Raw genomic sequence first — 15771 nt, forward strand, 5'->3', positions numbered from 1 at the left:
CTCCAGGACGAACACGGAGGAACCGTGTCCACGATCGCCGGTGGTCGCGCCGCGCGGCGCCAGACCATGCGCCGAATCCGCCCTCGCCGCTCGCCCGCCGTCCCGCTGTTGATCGCCGTCTGGGCCGGCGCCGCCGCGGTCCTGTGGCTGTGGTGGCACAACACCCCGTCCATCGCGGACAACAACAGCAGGATCCTCAACGCCGGCCGCATCACCGGGCTGCTCGCCGGATATCTGATGGCCCTCGTGGTGCTGCAGATGGCCCGCGTCCCCGCCCTCGAACGCCGGGTGGGATCCGACCGGGTGGCGCGCTGGCACGCGATGACCGGCCGTTACACCATCTGTCTGGTCCTCGCCCATCTCTTCCTGACGATGTGGGGCTATGCCCTGCAGTCCGGCAAAGGGCTCGGCGGGATCGTGCAGCAGACCGTCGACTCGGTCAACCAGCTGCCCGACATGGGCAAGGCCGCGATCGGCACGGGTCTGCTCGTGCTCATCGGGTTCATATCCGTCGGCTGGCTCCGCAAGCTGATCCCGTACGACACCTGGTACCACGTCCACCTGCTGACGTACGCCGCGGTGTTCCTGACGTTCTGGCACCAGCTCTCCACCGGCAACGACTTCGCGGTGGAACCGGTCGCCAAGACCGTCTGGTACGGGCTCTACGGATCGGTGACCGCGCTGGTCATCTGGTACCGAATCCTTTCTCCGATCCGGCTGAACCTGAAGCACCGGATGCGGGTCCAGGCCGTCATCGAGGAGACGCCCGGCATCGTGTCGGTGCTGATCAGCGGACGCAAGCTGCACCGGATGGGCGCCGAGGCCGGGCAGTTCTTCCGCTGGCGCTTCCTGGCTCCCGGGATGCGGTTCAGCTCCCACCCGTACTCGCTCTCGGCGGCACCCCGCCCCAACATGCTGCGCATCACCGTGAAGGCGATCGGCGACCACAGTTCCGCCCTGCGCGATCTGGAGCCGGGCACCCGGGTCTGGGCCGAGGGCCCGTACGGCGCGCTGACCGCCGGAAAGCGCAGCCGCGGCAAGGTGCTCCTGGTGGCGGGCGGCGTCGGCATCACCCCGATGCGGGCCCTGTTCGAGACCCTTCCCGGCGCGTCCGGCGACCTCACGCTGCTCTACCGGGCCAACACCACCCAGGACCTGGCCCTGTGGGACGAGCTGGCCGCCATCTCCAAGGAGCGCGGGGCACGTCTGATGTACGCGGTGAACAGCCCCGAGGGTGAGCGGCCCGACATCTCGGCGGAATCCCTGCGCCGCAAACTGCCCGACATCGACCACCACGACGTCTTCATGTGCGGGCCGCCCGGCTTCGCCCAGGAGGTGTACGCGGCACTGCGCGGCGCGGGTGTCCCCGCCCGCCGCATCCATCACGAGTCGTTCGAGATGTGAGCGACGGGAGTCAGGAACGATGAAGACAAATCACCCCATCCGGCGGTTCGTACTGGCGAGCGCCGCCACCGTGTCCGGGATCGTGCTGCTGCTGGCGCTCAAGCCGGCGACCGACCCGGCCGCCGCGTCGGCGCAGGCGGGCGCGGCGCCCCAGCAGAGCGCCACCGGGCAGGGAACGCCGCAGGGCGGCACCGCTCAGCAGTCGGGTACCGCCACCGTCCTCGGTGACGTGGTGCAGACGCAGTACGGGCCGGTCCAGGTGCAGCTCACCATGAGCGGCGGCAAGATCACCAAGGCGGACGCGGTCCAGGCACCCTCGGGCGGGACCAGCTCCCAGAAGACCGAACTCGCCGTGCCCAAGCTCAACCAGGAGGCCGTCGCCGCGGGCAGCGCCGACGTCGACACCGTCTCCGGCGCGACCTACACGAGCGAGGGCTACAAGAAGTCCCTCCAGTCGGCCCTGGACAAGGCGAAGGCCGCCGGCGGCGCATCGGGGTCCTCCGGGTCCTCGGGCAAGGCCGGGGCGTCCCCGGCGGCACCGGCCGCGCAGGCGCGCGTCGTCACCGGGACCGTGTCCGACACCCAGTACGGCCCCGTCCAGGTCCGGCTCACCCTCGACGGCAAGAAGATCACCAAGGCCGAGGCGGTCCAGGCACCCTCGGGCGGGACCAGCTCCCAGAAGACCGAACTCGCCGTGCCCAAGCTCAACCAGGAGGCCGTCGCCGCGGGCAGTGCCCAGATCGACACCGTCTCCGGCGCGACCTACACGAGCGAGGGCTACAAGAAGTCCCTGCAGTCGGCGCTGGACAAGGCCGGTGTCTGAGCCCGCGCAGGACGCACCGCAGGAGCTGCGCCACGCCGAGGAGGTGATGGGCACGGTCTTCTCCTTCGACGTGCGCGGCGGCGAACCCGATTCCGTGCGGACGGCGCTGGAGGAGGCGGTCACCCAACTGCACCGCGTGGACGCGGTGTTCAGCACCTACCGCGAGGACAGCCAGATCTCGCGGCTGGTGCGCGGAGAGCTGACCGTCGAGGAGTGCGACCCGGAGGTCGCCGAGGTGCTCGACCTGGGCGCCGAGGCGGAACGGGTCAGTGACGGCTGGTTCAGCACACGCTACGAGGGACAGCTCGACCCCACGGGGATCGTCAAGGGCTGGGCGGTGGAGCGCGCGGCCCTGAGTCTCGCCGCGGCCGGGGCGAGCGGAGTGAGCGTCAACGGCGGCGGCGACGTCCAGCTCTGCGGCGTCCCCGGGCCGCACCGCCCCTGGCGGGTGGGCGTGTCCGACCCGCTCCGCCCGGGCTCGCTCGCCGCGGTGGTCTCCGCGGCCGGCGTCGACCGGCTGGCCGTCGCGACCTCGGGCACCGCCGAACGCGGTGCTCATATCGTCGACCCGCGCACCGGGAAGTCGGCGGTCACCGACCTGGTGGCCGTGACCGTGGTGGGCCCGAATCTGATCTGGGCGGACGCCTGGGCGACCGCGGCCTTCGCGATGGGCTCGCGAGCGGGCCTCGACTGGCTGGAGTCGCTTCCCGACGTGGAGGCGCTGCTCATCACGGCCGGCAACGAGGTCCGGTGCACGGGAGGCCTCGCCCAGCGCCTGGGGTGACCGGCACCCGTTCACGGGCACGGTCCCCCGGCGCACCCGCGTCGGGGCGTACGACGGTGGAGGCGCACCCCGGAGCGGGGTGCGCCTCCACCGTCGTACGTGTCAGTGATCGTTCTGGGCCAGCCGCAGCATATGGTCGGCCAGCGCCTGGCCGCCCGTCGGATCGCGGCTGATCAGCATCAGGGTGTCGTCCCCCGCGATCGTGCCCAGGACGTCGTGCAGCTCCGCCTGGTCGATCGCCGAGGCGAGGAACTGCGCGGCGCCCGGCGGGGTGCGCAGGACCACGAGATTGGCCGAGGCCTCCGCGGAGATCAGCAGCTCCGAGGAGAGCCGGCGCATCCGCTCCTCCTTCGCCGACTCCCCCAGCGGTGCGCGCGGAGTGCGGAAACCGCCCTCGCTCGGCACCGCGTAGATGAGGTCGCCGTCGTTGTTGCGGATCTTCACCGCGTTCAGCTCGTCGAGGTCCCGGGAGAGCGTCGCCTGAGTGACGTTCAGCCCGTCGTCGGCCAGAAGTTTCGCCAACTGGCTCTGCGAGCGCACCGGTTGCCGGTTGAGGATGTCCACGATCCGGCGGTGGCGTGCGGTGCGGGTCTGCGGCACGGCAGGCCCTGCGTGCTCGTGGTCCTGCGCCTGAGTCATCGTCGTCGTCCCATTCCCGTGATCACCCGTCCCCGTTGGCTGCGTCGAGGATGCCGGGAAGGGCCCGGAGGAACGTGTCCACCTCGTCGTCGCCGAGGTTCAGCGGCGGCATCAGCCGTACGACATCGGGGGCGGGCGCGTTCACCAGGAGACCGGCGTCCTGAGCCGCCTGCTGCACCTGGGGCGCGAGCGGCTCGGTGAGCACGATACCCAGGAGCAGGCCGGCGCCTCTGACGTGGTCGATCAACGGATGGCCGGAACCGTCCCCGAGCCCCTCGATCCCGTCCCACAGCTTCTCGCCGGCGCGCTTGACGTTCTCCAGGAGTCCCTCGGACCCGATCGTGTCGAGCACGGCGAGTCCCGCCGCGCAGACGACCGGGTTGCCGCCGAAGGTCGTGCCGTGGTGGCCGGGCTTCAGCAGCCCGGCGGCGCGGCCGAAGGCGACCGTGGCACCGAGCGGCAGTCCGCCGCCGAGCCCCTTGGCGAGCGTGACGATGTCGGGCAGGACGCCTTCGTGGGCCTGGTACTCGAACCAGTGGCCGGTGCGGCCGATACCGGTCTGCACCTCGTCCAGGACGAGCAGGGCACCACGGGCCGCGGTGATGGCGCGGGCCGCCTTCAGGTAGCCGGGGGGCGGGACGACGACGCCGTTCTCACCCTGGATCGGCTCGATGATCACCAGCGCGGTGTCGTCGGTGACCGCCTGGGCGAGTGCCTGCGCGTCGCCGTACGGGACGTGCGTGACGTCGCCGGGCAGCGGCAGGAAGGGCTCCTGCTTGGCGGGCTGGCCGGTGAGCGCGAGGGCGCCCATGGTCCGCCCGTGGAAGCCGCCCGTGGTGGCGACCATGTGGGTCCGGCCGGTCAGCCGGCCGATCTTGAACGCGCCCTCGTTGGCCTCGGCGCCCGAGTTGCAGAAGTACACCCGGCCCTCGCGGCCGAAGAGCTGGAGCAGCCGTTCGGCGAGCGCGACGGGCGGTTCGGCGACGAAGAGGTTCGAGACATGGCCGAGGGAGCCGATCTGGCGGGTCACGGCCTCGACGATCGCGGGGTGGCCGTGTCCGAGGGCGTTGACCGCGATGCCGCCGACGAAGTCGAGGTACTCGTTGCCGTCGGCGTCCCACAGCTTGGTTCCGGCACCGCGGACGAGGGGCAGCCGCGGGGTGCCGTAGTTGTCCATGAGCGCGCCCTGCCACCGCTCGGTGAGCTCCGCGTTGCTCGCGCTGCCGGTCATTCGGCGTCCCCCGCTTCCTCGTCGTCCGGCACGACCATCGTGCCGATGCCTTCGTCGGTGAAGATCTCCAGCAGGATCGAGTGCTGGACCCGGCCGTCGATGACACGGGCGGTGGTGACGCCGTTGCGTACGGCGTGCAGACAGCCCTCCATCTTCGGCACCATGCCGCTGGCCAGCTCGGGAAGGAGCTTCTCCAGCTGGGTGGCGGTGAGGCGGCTGATCACCTCGTCGCTGTTCGGCCAGTCCTCGTAGAGTCCCTCGACGTCCGTGAGGACCATGAGGGTTTCGGCATCCAGTGCGGCAGCGAGTGCCGCAGCCGCCGTATCAGCATTGACGTTGTAGACATGTCCGTCGTCCTGGCTCCGGGCGATCGAGGAGACGACCGGGATGCGGCCGTCGGCGAGCAGTGCCTCGATCGCGCCCGTGTCGATCGCGGTGATCTCGCCGACCCGCCCGATGTCGACCAACTGGCCGTCGATCGTGGGCCGGTGCTTGGTCGCGGTGATGGTGTGCGCGTCCTCGCCGGTGAGGCCGACGGCGAGGGGTCCGTGCTGGTTGAGGAGTCCGACCAGTTCGCGCTGGACCTGTCCCGCCAGCACCATGCGGACGACGTCCATCGCGTCCTCGGTGGTGACGCGCAGGCCCGCCTTGAACTCGCTGACGATGCCGTGCCGGTCGAGGGCGGCGCTGATCTGCGGGCCGCCGCCGTGCACGACGACGGGCTTGAGGCCCGCGTGGTGCAGGAACACGATGTCCTGGGCGAAGGCGGCCTTCAGCTCGGCGTCGATCATGGCATTGCCGCCGAACTTGACGACGACGGTCTTGCCACGGTGCCGGGTCAGCCAGGGCAGCGCCTCGATGAGGATCTGCGCCTTGGGGAGCGCGGTGTGCTTGCGGGTCACATTGCTCATGATGAGTACGCGCTGTTCTCGTGGACGTAGTCGGCGGTGAGGTCGTTGGTCCAGATCGTGGCGGTCGCGTCGCCCGCGGCGAGGTCCGCGACGATGTGGACCTCGCGGTAGCGCATGTCGACCTTGTCGCGGTCCTCGCCGACGCCGCCGTTCTTGCAGACCCACACGCCGTTGATGGCGACGTTCAGCCGGTCCGGCTCGAAGGCGGCCCGGGTGGTGCCGATCGCGGACAGCACGCGGCCCCAGTTGGGGTCCTCGCCGTGGATGGCGCACTTGAGGAGGTTGTTGCGGGCGATGGAGCGGCCCACCTCGACGGCGTCGTCCTCGGTCGCGGCGTTGATCACCTCGACCTTGATGTCCTTGCTGGCGCCCTCGGCGTCGCGGATCAGCTGCTGACCGAGGTCGTCGCAGACCGTGCGTACGGCCTCGGCGAACTCCGCGTACTCCGGGGCGACTTCACTGGCTCCGGAGGCGAGCAGCAGCACGGTGTCGTTGGTGGACATGCAGCCGTCGGAGTCGACGCGGTCGAAGGTGGTGCGGGTGGCGTCGCGCAGCGCCCGGTCGAGGTTCTCGCTGTCCACGTCCGCGTCGGTGGTGAGCACGACGAGCATGGTGGCGAGGCCGGGGGCGAGCATGCCGGCGCCCTTGGCCATGCCGCCGACGGTCCAGCCTCCCCGCGTCACGACCGACGTCTTGTGCACGGTGTCGGTCGTCTTGATGGCGATGGCGGCCTTCTCGCCGCCGTGCGGGCCGAGTCCGGCGACGGCCAGGTCGATTCCCGGAATCAGCTTGTCCATCGGCAGCAGGACGCCGATGAGGCCCGTCGAGCACACGGCGACGCTGCCCGCGCCGGTGTCACCGAGCGCCTCGGCGACCTTCTCGGCGGTGGCGTGGGTGTCCTGGAAGCCCTTGGGTCCCGTACAGGCGTTGGCACCGCCCGAGTTGAGGACGACCGCGGTCAGCTCGCCGCTCTTGAGGACCTGTTCCGACCACAGGACCGGCGCGGCCTTCACGCGGTTGGAGGTGAAGACGCCCGCGGCGGCGCGGCGGGGCCCGTTGTTGACCACGAGGGCCAGGTCCGGGTTGCCGTTCTGCTTGATTCCCGCGGCGACTCCGGCCGCGGTGAATCCCTGTGCTGCCGTGACGCTCACGGTGCGACTCCGATCGTGGAAAGTCCCAGCTCCTCGGGGAGGCCGAGGGCGAGGTTCATGCTCTGGACGGCACCGCCCGCGGTGCCCTTGGTCAGGTTGTCGATGGCGCTGATCGCGATGATGCGGTGTGCGGCGGCGTCGTACGCGACCTGGACCTGAACGGCGTTGGAACCGTAGACGGACGCCGTGGCGGGCCACTGCCCCTCGGGGAGAAGGTGGACGAAGGGCTCGTCGGCGAAGGCCTTCTCGTAGGTTGCCCGGACTGACTCGGCGGTGACCCCCGGCTTCGCCTTGGCGCTGCACGTGGCGAGGATGCCGCGGGGCATGGGCGCGAGGGTGGGGGTGAAGGAGACGGTGACGGGCTCACCGGCGGCGGCGGTGAGGTTCTGGATCATCTCGGGGGTGTGCCGGTGGACGCCGCCGACGCCGTACGGGCTCATCGATCCCATGACCTCGCTGCCGAGCAGGTGCGCCTTGGGTGCCTTGCCGGCCCCCGAGGTGCCTGAGGCGGCGACGATCACGGCCTCGGTCTCCGCCAGCCCGGCCGCGTAGGCGGGGAAGAGGGCCAGCGAGACGGCCGTCGGATAGCAGCCGGGTACCGCGATGCGCTTGGACCCCTCCAGCGCGGCGCGGGCACCCGGCAGTTCGGGGAGGCCGTACGGCCAGGTCCCGGCGTGGGCGGAGCCGTAGAACCGCTCCCAGTCGGCCGGGTCCTTCAGCCGGAAGTCGGCGCCCATGTCGACCACGAGGACCTCGGGACCGAGCTGTTCGGCGACCTCGGCGGACTGGCCGTGGGGCAGCGCGAGGAACACCACGTCGTGGCCGCTCAGCGCCTCGGCGGTGGTCGCGGCGAGGACACGGTCGGCGAGCGGCAGCAGATGGGGCTGGATCCCGCCGAGCCGCCGGCCCGCGTTGGAGTTGCCGGTCAGGGTGCCGATCTCGATCTCGGGGTGTGCCAGGAGCAGGCGCAGCAGTTCCCCGCCCGCGTATCCACTCGCTCCCGCCACCGCCGCACGCATCGCCATGGAACCCTCCTCTTGGATGGCATGACTATACGTTTCCATGCACGTTTATGCAATCCTCCCCGGACTGCCACCGAGGGCACGCGCGACTCCGCGACGCCCCCGTCCGTCGGCACGGTGGGAATCATGCCCAGAGTCGCTGTCCCTCCACTCGGACACCACACGATCGGATCCGGTGGAACAGCACACACACTCCGGATTGATTCCTGTCAAAGCCCGGCATCACCTTCGCCGGAGGGCACCGGATGGGAACCATCCCCGCACGCGTCTCCCCCTGGGCCCCGCAGAGCTCTCCTCCTCTGGGGCACCCTCCGCCGCGGCGGACGCGCGGCGGTCCGTGGTGACGCGGCGCTCCAGGCGCGCTTCGCGACGCTGGACCGCACGGCACGGGAGAGGCCCGCGACGGAGCGGGAGGGCGCCGCGCGGGGCTCGGTCGTCGCCTGCGGGACCGCCGGTGGCGGATCCGCCGCCCGCGCCACGTTCGCGCTGGGGCCGACGGTGGTGGACGGGATGGCCGTCGTCCTGGACGGCGCCGCGATCTCGGCCCCGTCCATGAACCAGCGGCTCGGCGACGGCACCGCCGACATCTACGGAAGCTTCACCCGGGAGTCGGCCGAGCGGCTCGCCGTCGCCCTCGGCTCGGGCGCTCTCCCGGCCCCTGTGACCGTCACCGGCGTGACCCGGCTCCCGCGCTGAAGGGGTGCCGTACGAGCCGTGCGGTGAGTCCCGCCCCGAAAACCTCTGGAGGACCGCCCGTGTCATCGTCGTCGTCCGCGCACCGGAGCGCGTACGAGGTCTTCGCCGTCCTGTCGGGAATCATCCCGATCGGAGCGGCGTTCGTCCCCGGAAACTCGTTCAAGAACCGTGTCCGGGCCGCTCCGGGCGGGATCTTCCTCACCTGTTACGGGCGGTATGTCGCCCATCGGACGACGGGCACGTTCCGGTTCCCCGTCGTCATCTTCCTGATCCGTCGGCCGCGGTGATCCACCTGCTCGTCAAGGCGTTCGGGCACACGGGCGGCCAGGGCTCCCCGCCCGGCGCGAACGGCCCCTGAACGCCCGGTGCCGGCGGGCCCGGCACCCCGGGACCGGCGGCTGAGATCCCGGCGCGGGGCGGCTCGGGTGCCCCCGGCCGGCGGCCGCGGCGGGGGCGCCTCGGGTCAGGAGCGCTTGGCGTCCCGCTCCGCGTTCTTCTCCTTGATGCGTACCGTCTCCTTGCGGACGTCCGCCTGGGTGGCGCGCTCGCGCCGCAGCCACTCGGGGTCCTCCGTCTTCAGCGCCTCGATCTGCTCGGTCGTGAGGGCGTCGCTGACGCCGCCGCGGGCGAGTCCCGCGATGGAGACACCGAGCTTGGCCGCGACGACCGGCCGCGGGTGCGGGCCGGTGCGGCGCAGTTCCTGGAGCCACGCGGGCGGGTCGGTCTGCAAGGCGTTCAGCTCGGCACGAGAGACGACACCCTCCTGGAACTCGGCGGGGGTGGCCTCGAGGTACACACCCAGCTTCTTCGCCGCTGTGGCGGGCTTCATCGTCTGGGCGGTCTGGTGCGAACTCATGGGTCAAGGGTATCGAGCGCGCGGACCCCCGCCGACCATCGCCGGTACGGTGCCGCGGCCACGCCGGGTAATCTGACGTGGTGACCGGCTCCGAAGCATCCCCCTCGTTCAGGCTCGCCTACGTTCCGGGGGTGACGCCCTCGAAGTGGGTGCGGATCTGGAACGAGCGGATGCCCGGCGTGCCTCTGGCTCTCGTCCCGGTGTCCGCCGGCGAGGTGTACGACGTCCTGCGGCGCGGCGACGCCGACGCGGGCTTCGTCCGGCTGCCGGTCGACGGGACCGACCTCAGCGCGATCCCCCTCTACACCGAGACGACGGTCGTCGTGGTCCCGAAGGATCACATCGTGGCGGCGGTCGAGCAGGTCAGTGGCGAGGACCTCGCCGACGACATCGTGCTGCACCCCCTCGACGACCCGCTGGACTGGGAGCGTCTGCCGGGCAGGCCCGCGCTGGAGCGCCCCGCGGCCACCGAGGACGCCGTGGAACTCGTCGCGGCGGGCATCGGGGTCGTGGTCGTGCCGCAGTCCCTCGCCCGTCTGCACCACCGCAAGGACCTCACGTACCGGACGGTCACGGACGCCCCCGAGTCACGGGTCGCGCTGGCCTGGCCCGAGGAGCGGACCACCGATCTGGTGGAGGACTTCATCGGCATCGTGCGCGGACGCACGGCCAACAGCACCCGAGGGCGTTCCCAGACCCCGCCCGCGGCGGCGCAGAAGGACCGGGGCGCGGCGAAGTCCGCCCCCCGGAAGTCGGACTCGGGCGGCGGCGCCCGGCGCAAGCCCGCGCCCGGCAAGACCGGCGGCAAGGGCGGCGGCGGCAGGGCCGCGGCCAAGAACACCCGGGGCGGCGGCACCGGCGGCCCGAAGGGCGGCGCGAAGCGCGGCAAGCCCCGCCGCAGTTCCTGACCGGGCTCCGGCCCGGCCCTGCCCCGGAAGGCGACCGGGACGGCAGGACAGAGGGAGGCCGGCGCGCGTCGACGGGGCGCGCCGCATCGGACGGGACGGAGAGCGGGACGGCATGGGCGAGTTCTGGCCGGTCGAGGACGTGCTGACGTACCTGGGCGGAAACTGGCGGGTCGAGCGCACCGTACGGGACCTCGCGAGCGACGCCGAAGGGCGCTTCACCGGCACGACGGTGTTCGAGCCGCTGGAGGAGGGCGGGCTGCTGCACCGGGAGTCGGGCACGTTCGTGTGGCAGGGCGTCGCGCGGCCCGCCGAACGGACACTGCGGTTCCTGCCGGGCCAGGGCCCCGGGAGCGCGCTCGTACGGTTCTCCGACGGCCGCCCGTTCCACGACCTGGACCTGACGACCGGGCGGTACGTCGCCGACCACCCCTGCGCCGCGGATCTCTACCGGGGCGAGTTCACCGTCCGGGACGAGCACCACTGGCGGTCCGTCTGGCGGGTCCGGGGACCCGCGAAGGACCTCGTGCTCACCACCGGTTACGCGCGCCCGATCTGAGCGGGCGCCCCGTCGACGCGCAGGTTCCAGCGGCCCGCCCGGCCCGTCACGGTGATCGCCGACAGCGGACGGACGTCGATGTTCCAGTACGTCGACGGCGGCGCCTTCAGCGCGTAGACCAGCGCGGCCCGTACCACCGACGGCTCGGCCACCGCGACGATGCTGCCGCCGTCCTCCCCCGGCCGGGTGTCGAGCCAGGCACCGACCCGGGCGATGAAGGTCAGCAGGCTCTCACCGCCGTGGGGCGTGGAGCGCGGATCGGACAGCCAGGAGTCCACGGCCTCGGGCTCGCGGGCCATGGCCTCGCCGAGGGTGAAGCCTCGCCAGCGGCCCATGTCGCAGTCACGCAGCGCGAGCTGAACCAGTGGCGCGTAGCCGAGGACGTCACCGGTGGCCCGGCTGCGGGGTGTCGGCGCGCAGTAGCGCAGCTCGGCCGCCGCCAGTGGCAGCAGCCCCGCGGCGGCGCGCTGGGCTTCCTCCCATCCCGCCTGGTCCAGCGGCCGGTCGTCCTCGAAGCGCTCCGCCAGCAGCGCGGAGCTGCGCGCGGCGGCGACGAACGTGACCCGAAGATGCATGCGCAGATCGTGGAGCGCCGGACTCCGCAGGTCAAGGGTGTCACGCAGAGTATCCGAATATTCACGGAACATCGGCTTCTGGCCTGTGCACCGACAGTGCCGACGCTCTGTACCCACTCCCGCCGTTGCGCCCCCGCGGCTCCCCGTGGCGCGACGTCCCGCCGCCTCCGCTCAGGCCCGCACCTCGTCGTACGCCGCCGTCAGTCGTCGTACGCCCTCCGTGATCTCCTCCGTCCCCGCCACCGCCGCGAAGCTCAACCGGATCTGGGCGGCCGGGGGTTCGGCGCTGTAGTAGGGGCGGCCGGGAGTCACGGCCACCCCCGCGCGCAGGGCGGCGGCGACGAGCGCGGACTCGTCGGTGCCGTCGGGCAGCCGCGCCCACAGGTGGTAGCCGCCGAACGGGATGTGGGGCAGGGCGAGTTCGGGGAGCCGCAGCCGCAGTGCGGCGGTCATGGTGTCCCGCCGGACCTTCAACTCGGCCGACACGGTGCGCAGATGACGCGGCCAGGCCGGCGAGCCGACGAGTTCGAGCGCGGCCTCCTGGAGCGGGCGCGGCACGAAGAAGGTGTCGACGACCTGGATGGCGCGCAGTCGCTCCAGTACCGGACCGCGTGCGGCCAGGGCGCTCACCCGGAAGCTCGGCGAGGTCGCCTTGGTCAGGGAACCGACGTGCACCACGACTCCGTCGGGGTCCTCGGCGGCCAGCGGCCGCGGCAGCGGGCCCGCGTCCTCGTGCACCAGGCGGCGTACGAAGTCGTCCTCGACGACGAAGGCTCCGGCGTCCCGCGCGATGCGCAGCACCTCGCCGCGCCGCTCGGGCGCGAGCACGGCGCCGGTCGGATTCTGGAACAGCGGCTGGCAGACGAAGACCCGGGAGCCGGTCGCCCTGAAGGCGTCGGCCAGGAGCCCGGGTTTCACGCCGTCGGGGTCCACCGGGACCGGAACGGGGCGAAGACCGGCGGCGCGGGCGATGGCCAGCATGCCCGGATACGTGGGCGACTCGACCAGAACCGGGGCGCCGGGCGGCGCGAGCGCGCGCAGGGCGGTCGTCAGGGCGGTCTGGCCGCCGGCCGCGACCAGCACCTCGGCGGCGCCGATCGCCCCGCCGATACCGCGCGCGAACCACTCGCGCAGTTCGGGCAGTCCCTCCATGGGCGGCCGTGACCAGGCCCCGGGGCGACGGCCGGCCCGGGAGAGGGCCGCGCCCATCGCCCGCTCCGGCTGGAGCGAGGGGTGCAGATAGCCGCCGTTGAACTCGACGACGCCGGGGGGCGGCGCGGCGAGCGAGGCGAGGACGCCGGAGGCGTCAACGGTGCGCGGGACGGCCTCCGTCGCGGCGTCCGCGCTGAGCGCGACCTCCTGCCAGGAGGTGTCCCCGGTGGAGGTGACGGCGGGCCGGGGCCTCGCCCGGAAGGCGCCCGCGCCGGGCCGGGTGATCACGAGCCCCTCGGCGGCCAGTTGCGCCAGCGCCCGTGACACGGTCACCGGGCTCACGCGGAACCGTTCGACGAGCGCCCGGCTGGACGGCAGCTTTCCACCTGGAGAGTAGCGATTCAGCTCCTGTCGCAGCTGATCCGCCAGATCGCCCACACTGCTACGCTCTTGCATGAGAGCAGAGAGTAGCGCTATCGACCGGACCGGGATAGCGGTCAGCACCGGCATCGAGCCCCCGGCCTCCGCCCCGCCCCGGAGCCCCGCTCCGGCGGACCGCCGTTCGGGCACCCTTCAGGCGGCCCTGGGGGTCACCGCCTTCTCCCTCACCTTCCCCGCGACAGCCTGGGGCCTGGAGGGCTTCGGCCCCTGGTCGCTGGTGACCGTGCGCTGTGTCCTGGCGGCGCTCCTCGCGGGCGGCTGCCTCCTCGCGCTGCGGGTCCCCCGGCCCGCCCGGCGGCATCTGGCGGGCCTCGCCGTCGTCGCCGCCGGTGTCGTCCTCGGCTTCCCGCTCCTGACGACACTCGCCCTGGGGACGTCGACCACCGCCCACGCGGCCGTCGTCGTCGGGCTGCTGCCGCTGACGACGGCGCTGTTCTCGGCGCTGCGCACCGGCGCGCGGCCGTCGCGGACGTTCTGGGTGGCGGCCTGCGCGGGCGCCGCGGCCGTGATCGCGTTCACCGTGCAGCAGAGCGGCGGTGCCCTGACCGGTGCGGACGCCTATCTCTTCGGGGCCCTGCTGATCTGCGCGGCGGGCTACACCGAGGGCGGCCGGCTGGCCCGGGTGATGCCGGGCTGGCAGGTCATCGGCTGGGCCCTGGTCCTGTGTCTGCCGCTCAGCGTTCCGGGCGCGCTGCTGGCGCTGTCGTACGAACCGGTGGAGCTGACGGCGCACAGCCTGACCGGGCTGCTCTGGGTCGCGGTCGGTTCGCAGTTCCTCGGCCTGGTCGTCTGGTACCGGGGGATGGCGTCGATCGGGATTCCCAAGGCCAGCCAGTTGCAGCTGGCTCAGCCGCTGCTCACACTGGTGTGGTCGGTACTGCTCCTGGGCGAGCGGCTCACCCCGGCGGCACCCCTGACAGCGGCCGCCGTCCTCGTCTGCATCGCCCTGACCCAGCGGGCACGGGGCTGACCCGCACGAACAGGCCGCACCGACCCGCGCCCCGGGCCTTTCGACCCAGGGCCACGAACCGTTGCTCCCGTACAGGCGAGGAGACCGTTCAGATGCACGCAACCAAAGGCGACCAGCTGGTGCAGCACGGCAGGACCGTCGGCCAGCACGACAAGGTCGCGGAGATCACCGAGGTCATGGGAGCCGAAGGCTCTCCCCCCTACCGCGTGCGGTTCGAGGACGGTCACGAGGCCGTGTGCTCGCCGGGCCCGGACTCCGAGATCCGCCACCGGGACATGCCGCCGCGGTAGAACGGCGGGAGCGGACGCCGGGATGCCGGCGTCCGCTCAGCGCGGGGGCTTCGCCGGCTGCCGGTAGTGGTCTGCGACGACCCGTGCCATCGCGCCGGTCCGGTCGACGCCCGCCTCCGAGGCCGCGAAGAAGACATGCCCGCGCACTTCGGCGTGGCCGCGGGCGAGGGTGAGATGCCGGGAGAGTTCGGCCGGGTCCCGCCAGGCGGCCGGCTGCGCCGGGTCGCCCGCCTTGTAGAGCGCCTCGCCCGCGTACAGGTGTACGCCCGTACCCCGGGTGACCCGCGCCCACCAGGGCAGCAGCTTCGCGTAGTCGGCGGCGGCGAAGCCGATGTTCCAGTAGAGCTGGGGGCAGATGTAGTCCACCCAGCGCCGCCCGACCCATTTCCTGGTGTCGGCGTACAGGTCGTCGTAGGTCTCGACGCCGGCCCGGGTCGGCGAGCCGAGCGGGTCGGTCGACGCGTTGCGCCAGACGCCGAAGGGGCTGATCCCGAAGCGGACCCCGGGGCGGGCCTTCTTGACGCCCTCCGCCATCTCCTGCACCAGCCGGTCGATGTTGTGGCGCCGCCAGGCCGCCCGGTCCGGGAAGCCCGCGCCGTGTTCGGCGTACGCCGCGTCGTCGTCGAAGCGCTCGCCGGGCACCGGGTAGGGGTAGAAGTAGTCGTCCCAGTGCACGCCGTCGACGGGGTACCGGCGCACCGCGTCGAGCATCGCGGCCCGGACGAACGTACGGACCGGGGGCAGTCCGGGGTTGTAGTAGAGCTTCCCGCCGTACCGCACGGTCCAGTCCGGGTGGAGACGCGCGGGGTGCGAGGGGGCGAGCCTGCCGGGGTCCGGCTGTCCGGACACGCGGTACGGGTTGAACCAGGCGTGCAGTTCCAGACCGCGCGCGTGGGCCTCGCGCACGGCGGTGCCCAGCGGGTCCCAGCCGGGATCCTTGCCCTGGACGCCGGTCAGGTAGCGGGACCACGGCTCGTACGGCGAGGGCCACAGCGCGTCGGCGGCGGGACGGACCTGGAGGAACACGGTGTTGAGGCGCAGGCGTACCGCCGTGTCCAGATGGCCGACGAGTTCGGCGCGCTGGCGTGCGGGGCTCAGGCCGGTGCGGGAGGGCCAGTCGCGGTTCGAGGCGGTCGCGAGCCACATGCCGCGCATGGCGCGCGGGGCCGCCGACCGGTGCGGTGGGGCCGCGTCCCGGGCGGCCGCGGCGTCCCCCGCCGTGCCGAACCCCGACAGCGTCGCGAGCGCGGCCGCCGCGAACGTCCGGCGTGGCAGTCGCCCCATACCCCTACCCCCTACGCTGCGAATCCGTCCGGTCACACGCCGTACCGGAACCCAGCATGCACCACCCCGACGATCGAT

The 15771-nt window shown here is 72.5% G+C and carries 18 protein-coding genes; 9 read left to right on the forward strand and 9 right to left on the reverse strand.

From position 1 onward, the window contains the following. The first annotated feature begins 66 nt into the window (after positions 1–66). The 3 genes from OG410_RS09320 to OG410_RS09330 are packed head-to-tail and all read left to right on the forward strand — an operon-like array spanning position 67 to position 3011. Entirely contained in the window at positions 67–1404 is a 1338-nt protein-coding gene (locus OG410_RS09320) for a ferredoxin reductase family protein (protein ID WP_329304067.1), read from the forward strand. Between the two features lie 19 nt (positions 1405–1423). Continuing rightward, positions 1424–2227 (forward strand): FMN-binding protein, encoded by an 804-nt coding sequence (locus OG410_RS09325; protein WP_329298677.1) that lies wholly within the window; start codon positions 1424–1426, stop codon positions 2225–2227. Continuing rightward, a complete protein-coding gene (locus OG410_RS09330; RefSeq protein WP_329298678.1) occupies positions 2220–3011 on the forward strand; it encodes an FAD:protein FMN transferase in 792 nt (263 codons plus the stop codon). Before OG410_RS09325 ends, OG410_RS09330 begins: the two co-directional genes overlap by 8 nt. A 102-nt stretch (positions 3012–3113) precedes the next feature. Here OG410_RS09330 and OG410_RS09335 read toward each other — a convergent pair whose 3' ends face one another. From OG410_RS09335 to argC, 5 genes are read right to left on the reverse strand one after another with little or no spacing between them, the layout of a single operon-like run. Then, a complete protein-coding gene (locus OG410_RS09335) occupies positions 3114–3650 on the reverse strand; it encodes an arginine repressor (RefSeq protein WP_329298679.1) in 537 nt (178 codons plus the stop codon). 22 nt (positions 3651–3672) lie between these two features. Beyond that, positions 3673–4881 carry an acetylornithine transaminase gene (locus OG410_RS09340; protein WP_329298680.1) on the reverse strand — a complete coding sequence of 403 codons (1209 nt, stop codon included), beginning with the start codon at positions 4879–4881 and terminating at the stop codon, positions 3673–3675. Continuing rightward, on the reverse strand, positions 4878–5792 hold the full coding sequence (gene argB / locus OG410_RS09345) for an acetylglutamate kinase (protein ID WP_329298681.1): 915 nt from the start codon (positions 5790–5792) through the stop codon (positions 4878–4880). The genes OG410_RS09340 and argB overlap by 4 nt, the downstream gene beginning before the upstream one ends. Beyond that, positions 5789–6943, reverse strand: coding sequence for a bifunctional glutamate N-acetyltransferase/amino-acid acetyltransferase ArgJ (argJ, locus tag OG410_RS09350; protein WP_329298682.1), 1155 nt, complete (start codon positions 6941–6943; stop codon positions 5789–5791). Before argJ ends, argB begins: the two co-directional genes overlap by 4 nt. Then, positions 6940–7968, reverse strand: coding sequence for an N-acetyl-gamma-glutamyl-phosphate reductase (gene argC / locus OG410_RS09355; protein ID WP_329298683.1), 1029 nt, complete (start codon positions 7966–7968; stop codon positions 6940–6942). Before argC ends, argJ begins: the two co-directional genes overlap by 4 nt. 507 nt (positions 7969–8475) lie before the next feature. Here argC and OG410_RS09360 point away from each other — a divergent pair. Further along, on the forward strand, positions 8476–8661 hold the full coding sequence (locus OG410_RS09360) for a SecDF P1 head subdomain-containing protein (RefSeq protein ID WP_329298684.1): 186 nt from the start codon (positions 8476–8478) through the stop codon (positions 8659–8661). A gap of 59 nt (positions 8662–8720) precedes the next feature. Continuing rightward, positions 8721–8948: a hypothetical protein gene (locus OG410_RS09365; RefSeq protein WP_329298685.1), complete on the forward strand. Its 228-nt coding sequence runs from the start codon at positions 8721–8723 to the stop codon at positions 8946–8948. 176 nt (positions 8949–9124) lie between these two features. Here the strand turns inward: OG410_RS09365 and OG410_RS09370 are convergent, their stop codons facing one another. Further along, entirely contained in the window at positions 9125–9517 is a 393-nt protein-coding gene (locus OG410_RS09370) for a DUF5997 family protein (RefSeq protein WP_329298686.1), read from the reverse strand. 80 nt (positions 9518–9597) lie between these two features. Between OG410_RS09370 and OG410_RS09375 the strand changes: the two genes are divergently transcribed. Together OG410_RS09375 and OG410_RS09380 are read left to right on the forward strand one after the other, a co-directional pair. Next, positions 9598–10425: a LysR family transcriptional regulator substrate-binding protein gene (locus OG410_RS09375; protein ID WP_329298688.1), complete on the forward strand. Its 828-nt coding sequence runs from the start codon at positions 9598–9600 to the stop codon at positions 10423–10425. Positions 10426–10537: 112 nt separating this feature from the next. Further along, on the forward strand, positions 10538–10981 hold the full coding sequence (locus tag OG410_RS09380) for a DUF6314 family protein (protein ID WP_329298689.1): 444 nt from the start codon (positions 10538–10540) through the stop codon (positions 10979–10981). Here the strand turns inward: OG410_RS09380 and OG410_RS09385 are convergent. Both OG410_RS09385 and OG410_RS09390 read right to left on the reverse strand, forming a co-directional pair. Next, positions 10963–11556 (reverse strand): histidine phosphatase family protein, encoded by a 594-nt coding sequence (locus OG410_RS09385; RefSeq protein ID WP_329298690.1) that lies wholly within the window; start codon positions 11554–11556, stop codon positions 10963–10965. The two genes, OG410_RS09380 and OG410_RS09385, sit on opposite strands and share 19 nt — an antisense overlap. A gap of 171 nt (positions 11557–11727) precedes the next feature. After that, positions 11728–13164: an aminotransferase-like domain-containing protein gene (locus OG410_RS09390; protein WP_329298691.1), complete on the reverse strand. Its 1437-nt coding sequence runs from the start codon at positions 13162–13164 to the stop codon at positions 11728–11730. On the opposite strand from OG410_RS09390, the gene OG410_RS09395 reads away from it, so the two are divergent. Both OG410_RS09395 and OG410_RS09400 read left to right on the forward strand, forming a co-directional pair. Further along, positions 13163–14119, forward strand: a complete 957-nt coding sequence (locus OG410_RS09395; RefSeq protein WP_329298692.1) for a DMT family transporter — start codon at positions 13163–13165, stop codon at positions 14117–14119. The genes OG410_RS09390 and OG410_RS09395 overlap by 2 nt on opposite strands. 92 nt (positions 14120–14211) lie before the next feature. After that, on the forward strand, positions 14212–14409 hold the full coding sequence (locus tag OG410_RS09400; protein WP_328454365.1) for a DUF1918 domain-containing protein: 198 nt from the start codon (positions 14212–14214) through the stop codon (positions 14407–14409). A gap of 36 nt (positions 14410–14445) precedes the next feature. On the opposite strand, the gene OG410_RS09405 is transcribed toward OG410_RS09400, so the two are convergent. Then, on the reverse strand, positions 14446–15693 hold the full coding sequence (locus OG410_RS09405; protein ID WP_329298693.1) for a glycoside hydrolase family 10 protein: 1248 nt from the start codon (positions 15691–15693) through the stop codon (positions 14446–14448). Between the last annotated feature and the right edge of the window lie 78 nt (positions 15694–15771).

The sequence above is a fragment of the Streptomyces sp. NBC_00659 genome (genome assembly GCF_036226925.1).
In the GTDB taxonomy this organism is placed as follows: Bacteria; Actinomycetota; Actinomycetes; order Streptomycetales; family Streptomycetaceae; genus Streptomyces.

Bases quoted from the DNA above. Each gene is read 5' to 3' on its own strand.
- argB (WP_329298681.1), bottom strand. From the start codon at position 5,792: ATGAGCAATGTGACCCGCAAGCACACCGCGCTCCCCAAGGCGCAGATC.
- OG410_RS09340 (WP_329298680.1), bottom strand. From the start codon at position 4,881: ATGACCGGCAGCGCGAGCAACGCGGAGCTCACCGAGCGGTGGCAGGGC.
- OG410_RS09370 (WP_329298686.1), bottom strand. From the start codon at position 9,517: ATGAGTTCGCACCAGACCGCCCAGACGATGAAGCCCGCCACAGCGGCG.
- OG410_RS09395 (WP_329298692.1), top strand. From the start codon at position 13,163: ATGAGAGCAGAGAGTAGCGCTATCGACCGGACCGGGATAGCGGTCAGC.
- OG410_RS09380 (WP_329298689.1), top strand. From the start codon at position 10,538: ATGGGCGAGTTCTGGCCGGTCGAGGACGTGCTGACGTACCTGGGCGGA.
- OG410_RS09385 (WP_329298690.1), bottom strand. From the start codon at position 11,556: ATGCATCTTCGGGTCACGTTCGTCGCCGCCGCGCGCAGCTCCGCGCTG.
- OG410_RS09400 (WP_328454365.1), top strand. From the start codon at position 14,212: ATGCACGCAACCAAAGGCGACCAGCTGGTGCAGCACGGCAGGACCGTC.
- OG410_RS09320 (WP_329304067.1), top strand. From the start codon at position 67: ATGCGCCGAATCCGCCCTCGCCGCTCGCCCGCCGTCCCGCTGTTGATC.
- OG410_RS09360 (WP_329298684.1), top strand. From the start codon at position 8,476: ATGGCCGTCGTCCTGGACGGCGCCGCGATCTCGGCCCCGTCCATGAAC.
- OG410_RS09405 (WP_329298693.1), bottom strand. From the start codon at position 15,693: ATGGGGCGACTGCCACGCCGGACGTTCGCGGCGGCCGCGCTCGCGACG.
- OG410_RS09325 (WP_329298677.1), top strand. From the start codon at position 1,424: ATGAAGACAAATCACCCCATCCGGCGGTTCGTACTGGCGAGCGCCGCC.
- OG410_RS09390 (WP_329298691.1), bottom strand. From the start codon at position 13,164: ATGCAAGAGCGTAGCAGTGTGGGCGATCTGGCGGATCAGCTGCGACAG.
- OG410_RS09335 (WP_329298679.1), bottom strand. From the start codon at position 3,650: ATGACTCAGGCGCAGGACCACGAGCACGCAGGGCCTGCCGTGCCGCAG.
- argC (WP_329298683.1), bottom strand. From the start codon at position 7,968: ATGGCGATGCGTGCGGCGGTGGCGGGAGCGAGTGGATACGCGGGCGGG.